Source organism: Rhodoblastus sp. (genome assembly GCF_019449565.1).
GTDB lineage: Bacteria > Pseudomonadota > Alphaproteobacteria > Rhizobiales > Beijerinckiaceae > Rhodoblastus.
Window position 1 is genome coordinate 1 of the sequence record NZ_JAGRPM010000008.1, and the last position, 16859, is coordinate 16859.

Consider the following 16859-nt stretch of genomic DNA (forward strand, 5'->3'; position numbering starts at 1 on the left):
ATCGGGCCGCAGAACGAGATCTGGGTTTTGCAGCTCTACGCGGACCCGCGCGGTGCGCGTCTCGCGGTTGATCTGCGGATAAATCAGGCTGACCGTGCCGGTGAAAGACCGCTCGGGCAGGCCGCGTGCATGGATGGAAACGGCCTGTCCGGGTTTGATTCTGGCGTAGTCACGCTCCGAAACATCGATGAGCGCCCATATGACGGAAATATCGGCGATCTTGAACAACGGCTGGCCCGCGTCGGCCTTCATGCCCTCGATCGCCATCCGTTCGAGAACGATCCCGTCGCGCGGCGCGGGCCAGCCGATCGTGAGCGGAATTTTGCTGGAGCTCTTGATTTCGGCGACGACATCGGCCGGAACGTCGAGCACCTCCAGGCGCGTGCGCGCGCCGTCATAGCCTGGGTTGGAATGATATTGCGCGGCGGCTGCGGCAATTTCGGGCGAAAACAGGCGTACCAAAGTCTGGCCCTTCTTCACCAGGTCGCCGGTCGTGACATCCGCAACTTTCTCGATAAATGCGGCCGAGCGCGTCGCCACGACCGCAACACGGCGTTCATCAAGCTGAATCGATCCCGGAACCCGAATTTTCGACACGATAATCTGGCTCTGGACGAGCTCGGAACGTACGCCGGTGCGCTGCACCTTGCCGGGGGCGATCTTGATCGTGGAAGAATCCTCGTCCTCGCCTTCATAGACGGGCCGGTAATCCATGCCCATCGCGTCCTTCTTCGGAACGGGAGAAATATCCGCCAGCCCCATAGGGTTACGGTAGTAGAGGATGCGCTTCCTGGCCGGTTCGGGCGGCGTCTTGGGCGTGGGCGTGCGCGTGGCCTCGGCGGCGGCGCCGATCGGCGGCAGCAGAGCGGCGATGTCGGCTGGCCGCACGGGCAGGAAATCCATGCCCATCGAATCCTTCTTTGGCGTCGCCGAAACTTCCGGCCCACCCATTGGGTCGCGCCAGAACAAGGGCTCCTGCGTTGAAGCGGACGGACTTGCAGGCAATTTGGACAAGAGCGGCAGGAGCATGGAGCGGCGGACGGGCGCAAAATCCATCCCCATGCCGTCCTTTTTCGGCCCCTTGGAAAGATCCGCTCCGCCCATGGCGTCACGATAGAAGACGACGGGGTCCTCTTGTGGATCGGCGGCGGCGCCCGCCGACCAAAACTTGACAGCAGAAGGAAACAGGGGCTCGGCGAATGTCGCCGCCAGGGCGACGCCTCCCGCGAGGGCGCAAGCGCCCAGCAGACGAAGGGACGGGGGCATGATTGTCGATCTCCAGCCGGTAATCCGGCGTTCGCGTGAAGTCGTGGGGCGTCCGCCGGTCGATTGGCGGCAGGCAGCCGGTGAAAGTCACGGCTTCAAGCGATGGGAGGTCGTAAATCCGGAGATAGGGGCAGGGTGGGAATCGTGGCGTCACTCAGTGCCGGCAGGAAAACACGAGTGAAAGTTCGCACGGAAAAAACAGCGACGCATGTTGACAAAGTGGGCTGCACCGCGAAGCAAACGCCTGTCGTGCAACACTTCGAGGCGGCTCCTGAATCATCCGCGCCGCCCTGAGGCTGGTGCATCATCATGTTGGCGCAATGATGTTGGGTTTTCGCCGCCACAGCCCCGCTTGTTCCCGTGGCCAGCAGGCCCACGAGAGCAAAAACGGAAAGAAAGACGCGAATCCAACGAACCATCGACACTGCTTCCGAACGGTCTGACGACACTATCGTCGTTCACGCTCCAACCATCCATGATCTACATCACGATCAACTCGACTGTAAGCGGCAATTTTGTCAAAAAACCAATCGCCCTTCACGAGGCGTGAATTGGCGACGAAGCGAGGAACGATGATGGCCATCGAATGCGGTATAATCGCCCAAGCGCTGGCGCTGCTCCTGAGGCTGTAATTCGGCGTCCTGACGCTCGTTTCTGGAACTGCTCGACAAAGCGCTGCTCAACCGCATTTGTGAAGTCGCCGACATCACCTTCGGCGCGCCATAGATTGGCCGGGCTTTCAGGGCGGCGCCCTTCTTGTGACGACCTCGGCAAGCACCGTGCGCTTTGCCGAAGAAACCACAGGTCCGCTCAAAACAGCGAACGCCTACGCGCAACACATCGGGGAAGACGTGATCGCCGACCTCTGGCTCGAAGAGAAGCGAGTCGCCTTGGTCGCGGCCGCCGAGGGGGTGCGACAGCGCTTGCAGCGTTTTTCCTCAGACAGCGCGCCCACCGACCCGCGCGGATTTTCAGATGGGCGCCAGCGGACGGCGAAGCCGGTGGCGCCGCTGCTCATCGTGCGGCATGAGTTTCGATACGATTTGCTTGATTCCGACATCAGAGCGGCGAAAATGCGCCGTTGCTTGGGTCGTTCGATTCGAGTCGCTCATTTGGCACGCGAGCTTCACCATGACGACCGACGCGGAAGCCGATCACGACAACGACGTCTACAAGCAGGCGCTGCACGAAGCACAGGTGGAGCTGGTCAAATTCCAGCGACACGTCATCGCCAGCGAGAGGAAGATTCTGGTCATTCTCGAAGGGCGCGACGCGGCCGGCAAGGACGGCGCCGCCAAGCGCATTGTTGAACATTTAAGCCCGCGGGAGACCCGGATCGTCGCGCTCGGGAAGCCCTCGAGCCGCGATGAAAAAGCCTGGTATTTTCAGCGGTATGTCGAACACTTGCCTGTCGCCGGCGAAATCGCGATTTTCAATCGCAGCTGGTACAATCGCGCCGGCGTCGAACGCGTCATGGGCTTCTGCACCGAAGACGAATACGAACAGTTTATCCGTGCGGCGCCGATTTTCGAGCAGCTGCTCGTTCATTGCGGCCTCACCATCATTAAATATTATCTCGATATAAGCCGCAAAGAGCAGAAGAAGCGCCTCGACCGCCGCCGGGAAGACCCGCTGAGGCAATGGAAAATCAGCCCAGTCGACGAAAAGGCAGTGAAACACTGGAAGGATTATTCGGCGGCGCGCAACGAGATGTTCCGGCGCACCCACAGCGTTTTCGCGCCTTGGACGATCATCCAGGCTGACGACAAGAAGGAGGCGCGGCTCAACATCATCCGCGACCTGCTCTCGCGCTGCGTTTATCACGGTAAGGCAGGCCACGGCCCGCTTCCCGATCCCAATCGCGTGTTTCAATTTGACGAGACGCTGCTGACCAACGGCGGGCTGGAGCCCTAACGGAAGCGCGCTTAGGCCCCTCGAATGTAAACCTGCGCCGTGTTAGCCGGTTATCGCCGGTCACAAGGCGTGACGACGCTGGGCGCCGTCAAGGCGCGCGCGCCGCGCCCGGCGATCAAATGCTTGTTGGCGGCGGCGATGACGAGCCCGTAGTTGCCGCACAGCCTTGGCGATCCTCTTTGCGTTCGGTTCGGGGTGTGGGCGCAGCGGGGGCGAATGGGTTGTTGTAAATAGCGGCGAAGGCCACCTCCTCGAGGCCATCGCGCCAGACCCGGGCCGTCTCCAACAGGTGCGACGCCTCCGCGATGACCGCCCGTTCTTGGGCCAGCCATGGGGTCGATGCGGCGACGGGATGGCGCTGCGCGCGGACGGATTCGGCCAGGAGCTCGACGCAGCGCATTGGCGGCAAGAATTGCGCCGACAACAGAAAACGGCTCATCCGCATCGGATGCGCCCAGCGCAGAGCATTCGCGCTCCAAGGGGTCGAGAACGCCTTTACCAAGGGGCTGACGAAAGCGGAGTAGAGGGCGTCCAGCGTCTGCGAGACGGCTTCGACGCGCTCGAAGGATCGCACCGGATGTTCGAAGCGCAGGTCCGCGACCTCGCGCGGCTCGAAGCGGACGGCGTATTTCGGCTTATGACAATCTTGATCACCACTCGGATTGTCGATCTTCATTTCGTAGAGCCCCGGCGCCAGCGCATCGATCTCGGCGAGGCTTTCCAGAATGGCGCGGTGCTCTAGGCGGGCAATCGAGGCCGAAACGAAGATGCCGAGATGGCCGACATGCGAGTTGATCAGATAGACGATCCGCTGCCCGGCCGCGACCAGATCGGCGGTATCCTTGTAGACGGCCGGAATCCAGCCGAGCGCCTGGTGGGGCGGAGTGATGTTGTCGCCGTAGGACGCGAAGATCACCAGCGGATTCCTGATCTTGCGCAGATCGGCGAAGCAGCCGGCGCAAATCCGGAACTGTCCGCGTTCGAGCTGGTCGCCGATGAACAGGTTTCTGACGATCGCGCCGATTTCCTCGCCGCCGAGGCTATGGAAGCCGCCCCACCACCGTTCGAAATCGAGGAAGCGCTCGCGCTCGGAGTCGACCTGAGTGAAGAGTTGAGCGTATTTGTCCCAAACCGCGTTGCCGGGCTTCAGCGTCTCGAAATTCTGCGCGAGCCAGGCGCCGTCGAAGCGGCCGTCGCCGAGATCGGCGAGGAAATGGGTGAGCCACACGCCGCCGAGAAGACCGCCGGCGAGGCGAGCCGGATTGACGCCCGATTCTCCCGACCAATACGACAGCGGCGAACCGTTGAGAACGGCGGGTCCGACGAGGCCATGGCAGTCCGCGGAAAGCAGGGCAATCGCCCAGCCGGCCTGACAATTGCCATAGAGAATCGGCGCCTTGCCCGGATGTCGTCGGGCGACCTCCTCGATGAAACGCCGCAAGGCGTGCAGCACGTCTGCAAGCGTCTGGCCCTTGCACGGCTCTGGAAAGAAGATGACGAAATAGACCGCATGGCCTTCGCGCAACGCCATCCCGACCTCGGAATCGCGTTTGAATCCGCCGATCCCCGGTCCATGACCGGCGCGTGGATCGACAATCAGCACGGGCGGCTTGTTGTCGTCGACGCAGTCACTGGCGCGACATCCCGGGGCCTCGGTGATCCGGAGCAGCGCGTAATTGGCCGGCCGCTCGAAGACGCGCGCATCAACGAGCATTTCCCATTTGAAGTCGAGCAGCGCCGGAAGGCCGAGCCGCTCGTGTTCGAGGAAATTGTCGGCGCGCTGGCGCAACGCGTCCCAGAACAGCACGGTCCGCTCGGCGAAGTCTCGGGCATAGGCCGGGAAATCGCCGAAATCGGGGCGCTCGGCGGGGACCGGGGGTGGTAGTTCAATTACACTGGCCGTAGCGTCGAGCGACGAGACGTGGGTTGGCGCAACGGCCCGGAGAATAGGCTCTTCCGTTCGTTTGGCGCTCAATGTTTTCTTCGCCGTCGCCATGTTCGTGCTCCTTCAAAGCGCCGCGCGCAACCAAATCACTTCTTGTTAGCCGGAGCCGGCAAACCAGCTCCGGAAAGTTTCGGGATGAACGCGGGCGTCTTTTCCATATAGGCCCGATAGGCGTCGCCGAATTCGGCGAGCGAGACTTGCTCCTCGCGCCGCACTATTTTCCCATTCCGGGCATGGGCTCGGTTTTCATCTGCCCCGGCTGCATCGATCCGGCGCCCATCGACGCTCCGCCCATCTGGCCCGCCCCCATCATCCCGCCGGGCGACATTCCCGGCATCGCCATCATGCCCATTCCCATATGCGGACCGAGCAACTCGTCGGCCGTCTTTTTCTGCTCGTCCGACAAGGCCGCATAAAGCGGAACGACGGTCGCCTTGATGGCCTTTAGGCCGTCGAGACGGGCCGTGAGCCAGCGCTCTTGCTGATCGATACGATCGATCACGGTCGGCGGCTGCTGAGCCGAGCCCTGAGCCATCATCGAGCCGCGCAGATCGGCGAGCTTTTGCGCATGGGCCCGCAGCGCATCGGCGAAGGCGTTCCAGGCGCTCGTCTGTGCGTCGGTGATCTTCAGCTCGGCGCGGAGGAAAGCGATATGGCCTTCGACATGGTCGATCGCCCCCATCGCCTCCATGCCGGAGCCGGCCATCATCATCCGCATCATGCGCATCATATCCATGCCCATTCCGCCGCCCATCATTTTCATCATGGACGCCCCTCCCATCCCGCCTTGGGCGGGCGGAGCAGCGGTCGGCGCGGGCGCGGCCGAAGGCGCTTCGCTCTGCGCCGGATGATGCGCATCGTGGTCCGCCGGACTCTGGGCCCAGGCGAGGGGGGCGATCGCCAGCAGGCCAAAGGCCAGCGGCAGAGTTTTGAGAGCCATTTTCATCGTTTCCTCTCCTCTTTGGCCGGCGAAGCCCGCGAAATTGCGCCCTCGCCGGAAGCTCTTCGAAAATGTCGGCGTCAAGGTCGCACTAAGCTGCGGCCTTCGTCCCGGGCGCCGACGTTTGCATGAAGTCGTGTCGAGTCCGCTGATGCGGGTTTCGCAGCCGGGCGCGCCGCCGGTTGAACAGCGGCGCATCGATTCCCGTGTCACCGTCGATGATCGTAAGAAAAGTTCACGAGCACAGGCTGCTCCGCGCCGGCTCGTTGAATGGTCAAAGCGACCGTGTAGAGATCGGCCCCGGGCAGGTCGAAGAACCCGCCGTAACTGATCGTGTCCGCGATCTCCATCGGCTCGAGCTTTTTCTTCGCGCCCACGAGGCCAAGCCCGGAAATCTGCGCCGTCACCACCGCATCAGTGACACGCTTTCCCGTGCCGGTTTCAAAAACCGCGACCACCACATGATATTCGTGACGACCGCTTGGCGCCCCGCCGTGCATCGTCTGCTCGGCGTGGCTCGGCAAATGGCCTTTCACGATCTCAGCGGGCGCCACGCCAAGATAGACAGCCAATCCGTCCGCGACCTTGTATTCCGAGTCCTCGGCGGCGGTCGCCGTCTTGCCTGACAACATGGCGAATGCGCCAAGCGTCAGGATTGCGGCGCCGAGAGATCTTTTCGACCAGAGCAAATTGCTCATTGTGAGTTGCTCCTGTTTTGTCGAGTTTGAGGGTATTGAAAATCTGCCGGCTCTTATCGACGCGGCTGTCTGTCCGGCGCATTCCCGCCGAACAGGCGATCGAGGCGCGGGAAGAAGCCCGGCACGTCGGCCATGTAAGTCCGATAGGCGTCGCCGAACTGTTCGATCGAGGCCTGCTCCTCGCGCCGCGCGAGCCGGGCATAGACCCAGGTCATGACCGGGAACATCAGCAGGGTCGGGATTGTCGGCCATTGCAGTAGAAAGCTGAGCATGATGGCGATGAAGGCGACATATTGCGGGTGGCGGATCTTGGAGTAGGGCCCGCTGGTCGCGACCTTTCCCGCCCGCTGCGCGTCATAGAGTATCTGCCACGAATAGCCGAGCAGGACGATTCCGGCGCCGATCAGCAAGCTGCTCAAAATGTGCAGCACGCTGAAATGCGGATTCCCTTTTAGCCCGAAAAGCGTCGACCAGAGGTGCCCAGTGTCGTGCGACATCAAATCAAGCCCAGGATATCGTGCCGCGAGCCACCCCGACAGGAAATAGATTGTCAGCGGAAATCCGTACATTTCGGTGAACAGCGCCAGGACGAAGGCTGAGAACATTCCTAACTCGCGCCAATTCTTCTTCCAGCCGCCGACGCTGTAGGTCGTGGCGAAAATGATGAAGAAGAGGGTGTTGATGATGACAAGCGACCAGAGGCCGTAAGCGGGAGCATCGTGTGTCATGGCTGGGCGTCCTTCGTCGAAGCCCTGTCGCCGGCGGGTCCGGCGTTTTGGTCGTGGCCTTGATGGCCGCCGTGACCGCCATGTTTACCATGCATGAACAGGTGCATCAGCGGACAGGCGAGGAGAAAGGCGAATGGCAGGAAACCGAACAAATGCGCGGTGTGCTCAGTGACGAGGTAGAAGGCGGCGATCGCCAGGAAGCCGATCAGAACCCATCCGGCCGGCGTCTTCAGAAAGGGACGCTGATCGGCAGGTGGCTCGAAATGGTCGTGATGTTGGGACATGGGATTCTCCGCTAGTAGTGTGCGATAAGTTGGATGCCGGCTTTTCGCCTGAAGCGCGGCGTTTTCAGGAAGTTCCGAGCCTCCCGCGATTCCATCTGATCGCGGAACGCTCAAACGGGAGGGCTCCCTGCAACGAATTCCCTGCCGCCTTCAGCGTTTCGGGAGCCTGCCGCTTCGGCGCCTCTTTCGGAACACCGAGGCGGCGTTCCTCCGGCAAACGGGACTGGCTCGCCCGGCGTCAAGCTTAATGACGCATGTGAATATCGATGATTCTCACGACTCCTTTATTCTTGGCGACCTCGATTTCGACCGGATCGCCCTTGCGCAACATCGAAAGATGGGTGGCGTCGGTAACAGGGAAGGTCATGGTTTGCGCCGGCATGTGGATTTTCGGAATCGCTCGCTGCGAGAAGGTTAGCGCCCATCCCGGGACGTCGGCGTTTATCACACGTACCGAGACCCAGAGCGGCGCTCCCTCATCCGCTTTGTCCGTGCGGATCTGCTGCATCAATGTCAGCCATTGCGATTGGTTTAATTCCATGGCGTACGCGGGCGCGGCGGCCGTCATGGCCAGCACAAGACCCAGCGCGATGCGCGATTTTGCCTTCAACATCTGATTCACCTGCAATTTGAGTCCGCGTTTTGCGGGGCTTCGGGGAATCTCAGGCGCCTTCGCGCCTGTGGGTTGTGATCAGCGTTTTGGCGTTTCGCGCCGCCGAGCCCCGCCGGAAGGGAAAGTCACAGCTCCTGAATTGCTGCTTTCGCGACCAACCATGGCAATGACGCATGTATGTCTGCGCGCAGACCCTGGTCGATCTCCGCCGCGGTGGCACGCGCTCTGGTTTGACCCCATCGGGGGACGGCGGGCTTGCGATCGAAGTCGGTCATGATCATCACTCCTGGTGCGGCGTGGCCCGTTCGCTAAGTCCAACTTCAACGCCCAGCGGAACTTCGGCTGTGCGCCGCCCTCCAAATCCAAAATGGACCGCGGGGGCGGCGTCCCTGGGACGGGCGGCCGGCTTCACGATCGCCAATGGGGATCGCAGCCAGCGCGCCTTATGCGAAGCCTAATGCTGCATGCGAAAATCGATGATTTTCACTTCGCCATTCACATTGCTGAGCTCGATCTCGACCGGATCACCCTTGTGCAACATCGCAAGATGCGTGGGGTCGGTCACAGGGAAGGTCATCGTCATCGCCGGCATGTGGATTTTCGGAACCGCCCGGTGCGAGACGGTCAGCTTCTGTCCCGGCACGTCGGCGTTTTTCACACGCACAGAAACCCAGAGCGGCGTTCCAGGAGCCGCTTTGTCGGAGCGAATCTTCTCCATCATTTGCAGAAATTGCGGCCCGCCCATGTTCATGGCGAAAGCGGGCGCGGCGGTCGCCATGGCGAGCGCAAGAGCCAGAGCGATGCGTGATTTGGACTTCAACATTTTATTCTCCTGTGATTGAGACCGCACCCTGCGGGCCTTCGGGGAATCTCAGGCGCCTTCGCGCCAACGGGGTGTGATCGGCTTTTTTTTTGCGTTTCAAGCCGTCGAGCCCGCCGAAAGGGAAGGCCACAGCTCCTGAGTTACAGCACTCATGACCGATAGTGGTTACGATATACGTATCGTGTGCGCATTTTGCCAGGATATCATTGATATGAATCAATAATACATAGTTTAATTTTATGATATATTTTGGCACACTTACGTATTTACTGTTTTTATACAGTATTATCGCGTTTTTTATTATCGTTTTATATTGCACGACGACACTCATGGGTAGTCATACGGCAAAGAACTTCGGAAGCGCGGCGGCTTTCGGGGCGGCAAGTGATCGACGCCGACCAAGGTTTGTGACGAACTGGCCACGACAGGCGCGGCGTGGCGCCAGACAACCATCGCTATGTTTTGCTCCATCGCCAGGAAGTCGACGCAAAAAAGCGCGCACGACGTCATCAATGCGCATTTGGAGCAATCGTCGCCGGGACATTCTGGACAGCAGGGCGAATGATCGGCCATGCCGATCACCTGGCCTTGCAGCATCGCGCCATGCGCGAAACCCGCCGACGGCGCCAACAGCAGCCCCAGAATAGCGAAACTCAGGAGCACTCGCCGAATGGCCGGGAGAAACCGCAAGTCGGAGCACCACATCAGCGGGGCCTCCATTAAGGCGCGCAGCGGTTCAACGAGCGAACTGCCTCGCGCCCGCCAGCTCGACAGACAATTTCGACGCGGGCCCATCACAACTTCACACGACGCAAGCGCGCCGCATTGGTGATGACGCTGACCGATGACAGCGCCATCGCCGCCGCGGCGATGATCGGCGAAAGCAGAATCCCGAAGAACGGATAAAGCACGCCGGCTGCGACCGGCACACCGAGCGCATTGTAGACAAATGCGAAGAACAGGTTCTGCCTGATATTGCCCATCGTCGCCTGCGACAGCCGCCGCGCCCGAACGATGCCGGTGAGATCGCCCTTGAGCAGCGTCACTCCAGCGCTCTCGATCGCCACGTCGGTTCCCGTTCCCATCGCGATGCCGACATCGGCTGCGGCCAAGGCCGGCGCGTCATTCACGCCGTCGCCGGCCATGGCGACCACACGTCCCGCTGCCTTGTGCCGCTGGACGACGGAACTTTTTTGCTCCGGCAGCACCTCCGCTTCGACATCGTCGATCCCGAGCCGGCGCGCGACCGCTTTCGCTGTCGTCCAATTATCGCCGGTCAACATCACGACCTTGACCCCGGCCGCCTTCAACGCGGCGAGCGCTTCGGGCGTCGAGGCTTTCACCGGGTCGGCGATCGCCAGCGCGCCGGCGACGCGGCCGTCGATCGCAGCAAAAATCGCCGTCGCGCCGTCTTGACGCAGCCGTTCCGCCGCTTCCGCAAGGGGCGCCGTATCGATCGACTGCTCTTCCAGGAAACGCGCATTGCCCAGAACGATGCGGCGGCCGTCGACCGTCCCGAGCGCGCCGCGGCCGGTCGGCGAGTCGAAAGCTTCGACCGGCGCAAGCGTGAGGCCGCGTGCTTTCGCCGAGGCGACAATGGCGACAGCCAGCGGATGTTCGCTCGCCACCTCCACGCTGGCCGAAAGGCGCAGGACTTCGGCCTCGTCAAAGCCGTCTGCGGTCACGAGCGCGGTGACGGCCGGCTTGCCTTCGGTCAGCGTACCGGTCTTGTCGACGACGAGCGTATTGACCTTCTCCATTCGCTCCAGCGCCTCGGCGTTCTTGATCAGCACGCCGGCTTGCGCGCCGCGGCCGACGCCGACCATGATCGACATCGGCGTGGCGAGACCCAGGGCGCAGGGACAGGCGATGATCAGCACCGCCACGGCGGCGATCAGCCCATAAGAAAAGCGGGGCTCCGGGCCGAATACCGACCAGGTGGCGAAGGCGAGCGCTGCGATGAGGATGACCGCCGGCACAAACCAGCCCGAGACTTCGTCCGCGAGACGCTGGATGGGCGCGCGCGAGCGCTGCGCCTCGGCGACGAGTTGGACGATCTGCGCCAGCATCGTATCGCGCCCGACTTTTTCCGCCGCGACGATCAGGCCGCCGCTCTGGTTGATCGTGCCGCCGATCACTTTCGCTCCGATTTCTTTGGTGACAGGCATGGATTCGCCGGTCACCATCGACTCATCGACGGCGCTGCGGCCCTCGACGACGACTGCGTCGACCGGCACTTTCTCGCCCGGCCGGACACGCAAGCGGTCGCCGACGGCGACCGTTTCGAGACCGACTTCCTCCTCGCCGCCGTCGGCTTTAATGCGCCGGGCGGTTTTTGGAGCAAGGTCGAGCAAAGCGCGGATCGCGCCGCTCGTCGTCTCGCGCGCCCGCAATTCCAGGACCTGGCCGAGCAGCACCAGAACGGTGATGACCGCCGCGGCTTCGAAATAAACCGCGACGGCGCCCTCGGCGTCGCGAAAGATCGCCGGAAACACTTGCGGCGCCGCCGTGCCGACGACGCTGTAGACCCAGGCGATGCCAGTTCCCATCGCGATCAAGGTGAACATGTTGAGCTTGCGCGTCAGCAGTGATTGCCAGCCGCGCACGAAAAAGGGCCAGCCAGCCCAGAGCACGACGGGGGTGGCCAGAACAAACTGAATCCAATTCGATGTCTGATGCCCGAGAAGGTGATTAAGCCCCGTCAGATGGCCACCCATTTCGAGAGCCAGGACCGGAAGCGCGATAAAGAGGCCAATCCAGAACCGGCGGGTCATGTCGACAAGTTCAGCGCTTGGACCCGTTTCCGTCGTGGCCAGAACTGGCTCCAAGGTCATGCCGCAGATCGGGCAATTGCCTGGCCCCGCCTGGCGGATTTCCGGATGCATCGGGCAGGTATAGATCGTTCCTTCTGGCGCGGCCGGGACTCGCGCCGCCTCGGGCTGTGCGTAGCGCCCTGGATCCGTGACGAACTTGCTGCGACACACTTCCGAGCAAAAGAAATAGCTCTTGCCCACGTGGGTCGCGCTTCGTGCTTTCTGCGGATCGACATTCATCCCGCAGACAGGGTCCTTCACAGCGCCGGGAACGGCATTGGCTTCATGGCCGTGATGCGCGTGATGGCCATGGTGATGATCGGCGGCTTCGGTATCGCCCATGATGGAAATCCTCATTGCATTCTCGTTCTGACGGCGTACACCTTCCTATCATTGGAAGGTCAAGGAGCATTGTCATGAACATTGGGGTGGCGGCGGACCGAACTGGCGTCTCGACCAAAATGATCCGTCACTACGAGGCGATCGGCCTTCTGCGTCCCGCCGCGCGGCGCGAAAATTCCTATCGCGACTATGCCGAGCGCGACGTCCACGACCTGAAGTTCATCCGGCGCGCCCGCAAGCTGGGTTTTTCGATGGAGGAAATTGGCGGCCTTCTCGCGCTGTGGCGTGACGACAAGCGCCCAAGCAGTGAGGTCCAGCGCATCGCCGTGACGCACGTCGCCGATCTCGAAAGGCGGGTGGCCGAAATGCAAGGCATGATCGCAACGCTGCGCGCCCTGATCGACGAATGCCCCGGCAACGCCGCCCCGGAGTGTCCGATCCTCAAGGATCTCGGAGACGCTTGCCATGGCTGAGCGCTGAAACCCCGACCGAATTTGCTCGGGCGGCAGGCCAGACATGAAACATGAAAGCGGCCCTCGCTTGCTTGGCTGGCTCATTAAATTCGCCCCTTCCTCGGATCGTGGACGTCAATCGAACTCGCGCTGGCGGACCACGGCCTTTTCATCGGTTTAGGCATTGATCAAATGAGATCCGGCATTGCGGCGCCTGAGAAAAAAAGCGTGGCGAGTGGCCGAGATTTTGCAGACATTGGTAGCGGTTCTCTTGACAGTAATTGACATGTTCCTGCCGTGTCCGATGACCGTCTGAATCGACGACTCCATCCTTGTTGAAGGTGATCGCGCCAGCCGACGGCGCTGAAAGAACGACGCCAGCGACGACGACGAAGGCGCCAAAAGAAGGACGTAACATGAGGTTCTCCCGATACAGATTGGGCGGTAGGCCCAGTTAATGGTCGTGGCCATGTTCGACTTCGTGCTCGCGGTCATGATCGTGAGCGGCGAATTTGCCCTGGACAGAACCGCCAGTCTGGGTGGTGAGCTGCACGGCGCCGTCGAGCTGCGCGGGTAAGAGCGAGGGTGCGACGCCCGACAATTTATTGTCGCCGGCAGGTTCAAGGGAAATGCGGACCGGTTTCCCATCGGCGGCCTTGAAAATGGCGACGCCTTTGACCCCAGCCGAATTCACGGGTTTCGACGCATTGTCGAGCAAATAGACGTCAAGCGTCTTGTCCCTGGCGACGACCTCCACCTGGAAGCCGCCAGCATCAGTCTGCGGACCACCATGTTCACCGGTCTTGACCGCATGGGCGAAGGCAAACGTAGGCGCGCAGACGAGGACTGCGGTGAAGGCGAGCGTTTTCAGTTTCATAAGATTCTCCTTTGGTTGCCTAGAAGATCGCGAATTCGGGTCCATCCGCTGCTGGACGGACGGAGGCTTGGTCTTGATGGTCTTTGACGAGCCGCTCGAAGGACTTGCGTCCGAACAGCAGGACGAGGGCCGGCGTCACGAAGGCGTCGAGCGCCGTGGCGCTGACCAGGCCGCCGAAGATCGTGATGGCGACCGGATGCAGGATTTCCTTGCCTGGCGCCTGCGCGTCGAACATCAAGGGCGCCAAGGCGACGCCGGCCGACAACGCCGTCATCAGCACGGGTGTCATGCGCTCCAGCGAGCCCCGGATCACCAACTCCCGACCGAACGGAACGCCCTCGTGCAGGCCGAGATTCAGCATGTGGCTGATTTTCAGGATGCCGTTTCGTGACGCGATGCCGGTCAGGGTGATGAAGCCGATCATCGACGCGACCGAAAGGCTCTGCGCAGCCAGCGCCAAAGCGGCGACGCTGCCGATCAGGGCAAGCGGGACGCTGCCCATGATGATGGCGGCGAAAACGCCCGAGCGATAGCGCGAGTACAACAGAGCGAAGACCAGGCCGAGCGAAATCAGCGACAACAGGCCGATCGCGCGGCTCGCCTCTTCCTGCGCCTGGAACGCGCCTTCGAGGCTCGTGAAGTAGCTCTGCGGCAGTTTCGTCTCGGCCAGTTTGCCCCGAATATCGGCGATGATGCGGCCCATGTCGGCGCCCGGCGTGGCGTTGGCGAAGACGACGATGCGCCTTTTGCCGTTCTCGCGCTGGATCTGGTTCGGCCCGTCGGTCTCGCGCACGTCGGCGATCTGGCGCGCCGGAACCCAGCCATAGGGCGTCTCCACAAGCATGTCGCCCAGCGCGGCGGTCGTGCGCAGACGGTCATTGAGCCGCTCCACGACGTCGAAGCGCCGCACGCCGTCGACGACCCGCGAGACCAGTTTGCCGTTGGAAAGGCGCTGCAATTGATCAACGACGGCGGCCGGCTGCACGCCATAAAGCGCCGCCCGCTGGTAGTCGATGGCGATTTCGAGCTGCGGGACGCGCACCTGCCGCTCGACCTGAAGGTCGACGAGGCCAGGAATGGGGGCAAGCTTTTGGCGAAGATCCTCGGCGATGCGCGTTAGCGCGTCGAGATCGTCGCCAAAGATTTTCAGGGCGATCTGCGCGCGGACGCCCGACAGCATGTGATCGAGGCGATGCGAGATGGGCTGGCCGATGTTGATCGCCATCGGCAAAACGCCGAGTTTTTCGCGGATTTCGGCGAGGACCGCGCCTTTGTCCCGCTTCGACGGTTGGAGATCGACCTCGATTTCCGAGGAATGGACACCCTCGGCATGTTCGTCGAGTTCGGCGCGGCCAGTGCGCCGGCCGACCGACTTGACCTCGGGCGCCTGCAACAGCAATTGCTCGGCGATCAGGCCGACGCGGTTGGATTCCGCCAGGGATATGCCCGGCGCAAAGGTGGCGTTGATGGTCAGCGTGCCTTCGTTGAACGGCGGCAGGAAGGCGCGCGGCAGGTTGAACGCCGCGTAGCCCGCTCCCGCCACGCCGAGCGCCGCCAAAGCCAAGAGCGCAGGCGCATGGTCGAGCCCATGGTTCAGACCGGCGCCATAGCCGGCCTTGAGCTTGCGCACGAGCCATCCTTCATGCTCTTCGAGCCGCTTCAGGCGGGGCAAAAGATAGAAAGACAGGACCGGGGTGACGGTGATCGAGACCATGAGGCTGGCCAGGATCGAGGCGATATAGGCCTGACCGAGCGGAGCGAAGAGCCGCCCCTCAATGCCCGACAGCGCGAACAGCGGCACAAAGACCAGCACGATGATCGCCGTCGCATAGACGATGCCCGAGCGCACCTCCTGGCTGGCCCCGACAATGACGTCGAAAACGCTCCTCGGGCTTCCCGCCTGCCGGTTCTCGCGAAGACGCCGAAAGATGTTCTCGACGTCCACCACCGCGTCATCGACCAACTCGCCGATGGCGATGGCGAGGCCGCCAAGCGTCATCGTGTTGATCGACAGCCCCATCCAGTGGAAGACGATGGCGGCGACGAGGATCGAAAGCGGAATGGCGGTGAGGGAAATCGCCGTCGTGCGCCAGTTCAGCAGGAAGGCGAAGAGGACGACGGCGACGACGACCACAGCCTCCAGCAGAACATGTTCGACGTTCCTAACCGAGGTCTCGATGAAATCGGCCTGCCGGAACAATATCTGGTCCGCCTTGATCCCGTTGGGCAGAGACGGGTCAAGCTCCTTGAGCGCGGTTTCGATGCTTTGGGTTAGCTTGATCGTGTCGATGTTCGGCTGCTTTTCGATCGAGACGATAACGGCCGGTTTGCCCATATAGCCGGCGTCGCCGCGCTTCGGCTTGGCGGAGAAGGAAACCTCGGCGATCTGCTTGAGCCGCACCGGTTTGCCGTTCGGCGTCGCGACGATGAGGTCGGAGAGATCTTCGAGCCGCAGGGTGCGCGCAAGATTGCGGATCAGATATTCGCTTGAATGCTGGTCGGAAAAGCCGCCGCCGGTGTTGACGCCAAATTGGGCCAGCGCCTTGTCGAGCTGGTCGAGCGTGATCCCGAGCGTCCGCATGGCGGCGAGATCGGGCGAAACGCGGAATTGCCGAACCTCGCCGCCCATCGGAATGACCTGCGCGACGCCTGGAATGGCGAGCAGACGCGGCCGCACCACGAAATCCGCCGTCTCGCGCACGGTCATGGGCGAAACGCCTTCGGGCGCCGTCATGGCGACGAGCACGATCTGGCCCATGATCGAATTGACCGGCCCCATTTGCGGCGTGACGTTGGGCGGCAATTGATCGCGCACGAGCGAGAGGCGTTCGGCGATCTGCTGGCGGTCGCGGTAGATATCGCTCGACCAATCGAATTCGACATAGACGATCGACAGGCCGACGCCGGAGACCGACCGCACGCGCGTGACGCCCGGCACGCCGTTCATCTGCGTCTCGATGACGAAGGTGACGAGCTGCTCCACTTCGGGTGGCGCGAGCCCCTCGGCTTCGGTCATGATCGTGACGGTCGGCCGGTTGAGGTCCGGAAGCACGTCGACTGGCAGGCGCGTCAGGGTGAAGGCGCCATAGACGAGCAGGACGGCGGCGAGCGCCAGCACCAGCAATCTGTTCCGTAGGGATCGCGAGACAAGGAATGTGAACATG

At 62.1% G+C, this 16859-nt stretch carries 14 protein-coding genes; 2 read left to right on the plus strand and 12 right to left on the minus strand.

From position 1 onward, the window contains the following. A partial coding sequence (locus QZ409_RS01490) for an efflux RND transporter periplasmic adaptor subunit (protein ID WP_296706327.1) occupies positions 1 to 1266 on the minus strand: 1266 nt, incomplete at its 3' end. 1131 nt (positions 1267 to 2397) lie between these two features. Here QZ409_RS01490 and ppk2 point away from each other — a divergent pair. Further along, positions 2398 to 3180: a polyphosphate kinase 2 gene (ppk2, locus tag QZ409_RS01495; protein WP_296706329.1), complete on the plus strand. Its 783-nt coding sequence runs from the start codon at positions 2398 to 2400 to the stop codon at positions 3178 to 3180. Between the two features lie 115 nt (positions 3181 to 3295). Here ppk2 and QZ409_RS01500 read toward each other — a convergent pair whose 3' ends face one another. The 9 genes from QZ409_RS01500 to QZ409_RS01540 all read right to left on the minus strand — a co-directional run bounded on the left by QZ409_RS01500 (position 3296) and on the right by QZ409_RS01540 (position 12381). Then, the gene (locus QZ409_RS01500; protein ID WP_296706330.1) at positions 3296 to 5176 is read right to left on the minus strand and encodes a DUF3141 domain-containing protein; all 1881 of its coding nucleotides are present in this window, start codon (positions 5174 to 5176) and stop codon (positions 3296 to 3298) included. A gap of 163 nt (positions 5177 to 5339) precedes the next feature. After that, on the minus strand, positions 5340 to 6065 hold the full coding sequence (locus QZ409_RS01505) for a Spy/CpxP family protein refolding chaperone (protein WP_296706332.1): 726 nt from the start codon (positions 6063 to 6065) through the stop codon (positions 5340 to 5342). A gap of 209 nt (positions 6066 to 6274) precedes the next feature. Next, positions 6275 to 6763: a hypothetical protein gene (locus QZ409_RS01510; protein WP_296706334.1), complete on the minus strand. Its 489-nt coding sequence runs from the start codon at positions 6761 to 6763 to the stop codon at positions 6275 to 6277. A gap of 53 nt (positions 6764 to 6816) precedes the next feature. Then, positions 6817 to 7491, minus strand: a complete 675-nt coding sequence (locus QZ409_RS01515; protein ID WP_296706336.1) for an isoprenylcysteine carboxylmethyltransferase family protein — start codon at positions 7489 to 7491, stop codon at positions 6817 to 6819. Beyond that, on the minus strand, positions 7488 to 7775 hold the full coding sequence (locus QZ409_RS01520; RefSeq protein ID WP_296706339.1) for a DUF2933 domain-containing protein: 288 nt from the start codon (positions 7773 to 7775) through the stop codon (positions 7488 to 7490). The genes QZ409_RS01515 and QZ409_RS01520 overlap by 4 nt, the downstream gene beginning before the upstream one ends. Positions 7776 to 8019: 244 nt before the next feature. After that, positions 8020 to 8397: a copper-binding protein gene (locus QZ409_RS01525; RefSeq protein ID WP_296706392.1), complete on the minus strand. Its 378-nt coding sequence runs from the start codon at positions 8395 to 8397 to the stop codon at positions 8020 to 8022. 116 nt (positions 8398 to 8513) lie between these two features. Continuing rightward, entirely contained in the window at positions 8514 to 8663 is a 150-nt protein-coding gene (locus tag QZ409_RS01530; RefSeq protein ID WP_296706341.1) for a hypothetical protein, read from the minus strand. Positions 8664 to 8842: 179 nt separating this feature from the next. Further along, entirely contained in the window at positions 8843 to 9211 is a 369-nt protein-coding gene (locus tag QZ409_RS01535) for a copper-binding protein (RefSeq protein ID WP_296706344.1), read from the minus strand. 794 nt (positions 9212 to 10005) lie between these two features. Further along, positions 10006 to 12381: a heavy metal translocating P-type ATPase gene (locus QZ409_RS01540; protein ID WP_296706347.1), complete on the minus strand. Its 2376-nt coding sequence runs from the start codon at positions 12379 to 12381 to the stop codon at positions 10006 to 10008. A gap of 59 nt (positions 12382 to 12440) precedes the next feature. On the opposite strand from QZ409_RS01540, the gene cueR reads away from it, so the two are divergent. Further along, on the plus strand, positions 12441 to 12839 hold the full coding sequence (gene cueR / locus QZ409_RS01545) for a Cu(I)-responsive transcriptional regulator (RefSeq protein ID WP_296706348.1): 399 nt from the start codon (positions 12441 to 12443) through the stop codon (positions 12837 to 12839). A 433-nt stretch (positions 12840 to 13272) separates the two neighbouring features. On the opposite strand, the gene QZ409_RS01550 is transcribed toward cueR, so the two are convergent. After that, on the minus strand, positions 13273 to 13695 hold the full coding sequence (locus QZ409_RS01550; RefSeq protein WP_296706350.1) for a hypothetical protein: 423 nt from the start codon (positions 13693 to 13695) through the stop codon (positions 13273 to 13275). A gap of 19 nt (positions 13696 to 13714) precedes the next feature. Next, the gene (locus tag QZ409_RS01555; protein ID WP_296706353.1) at positions 13715 to 16858 is read right to left on the minus strand and encodes an efflux RND transporter permease subunit; all 3144 of its coding nucleotides are present in this window, start codon (positions 16856 to 16858) and stop codon (positions 13715 to 13717) included. Position 16859 lies beyond the last annotated feature (1 nt).

Excerpts from the sequence above, each read along its gene's own strand:
- QZ409_RS01520 (WP_296706339.1), bottom strand. The coding sequence starts at position 7,775 with ATGTCCCAACATCACGACCATTTCGAGCCACCTGCCGATCAGCGTCCC.
- QZ409_RS01535 (WP_296706344.1), bottom strand. The coding sequence starts at position 9,211 with ATGTTGAAGTCCAAATCACGCATCGCTCTGGCTCTTGCGCTCGCCATG.
- QZ409_RS01505 (WP_296706332.1), bottom strand. The coding sequence starts at position 6,065 with ATGGCTCTCAAAACTCTGCCGCTGGCCTTTGGCCTGCTGGCGATCGCC.
- QZ409_RS01500 (WP_296706330.1), bottom strand. The coding sequence starts at position 5,176 with ATGGCGACGGCGAAGAAAACATTGAGCGCCAAACGAACGGAAGAGCCT.
- cueR (WP_296706348.1), top strand. The coding sequence starts at position 12,441 with ATGAACATTGGGGTGGCGGCGGACCGAACTGGCGTCTCGACCAAAATG.
- QZ409_RS01530 (WP_296706341.1), bottom strand. The coding sequence starts at position 8,663 with ATGACCGACTTCGATCGCAAGCCCGCCGTCCCCCGATGGGGTCAAACC.
- ppk2 (WP_296706329.1), top strand. The coding sequence starts at position 2,398 with ATGACGACCGACGCGGAAGCCGATCACGACAACGACGTCTACAAGCAG.
- QZ409_RS01540 (WP_296706347.1), bottom strand. The coding sequence starts at position 12,381 with ATGAGGATTTCCATCATGGGCGATACCGAAGCCGCCGATCATCACCAT.
- QZ409_RS01555 (WP_296706353.1), bottom strand. The coding sequence starts at position 16,858 with ATGTTCACATTCCTTGTCTCGCGATCCCTACGGAACAGATTGCTGGTG.
- QZ409_RS01515 (WP_296706336.1), bottom strand. The coding sequence starts at position 7,491 with ATGACACACGATGCTCCCGCTTACGGCCTCTGGTCGCTTGTCATCATC.
- QZ409_RS01550 (WP_296706350.1), bottom strand. The coding sequence starts at position 13,695 with ATGAAACTGAAAACGCTCGCCTTCACCGCAGTCCTCGTCTGCGCGCCT.
- QZ409_RS01510 (WP_296706334.1), bottom strand. The coding sequence starts at position 6,763 with ATGAGCAATTTGCTCTGGTCGAAAAGATCTCTCGGCGCCGCAATCCTG.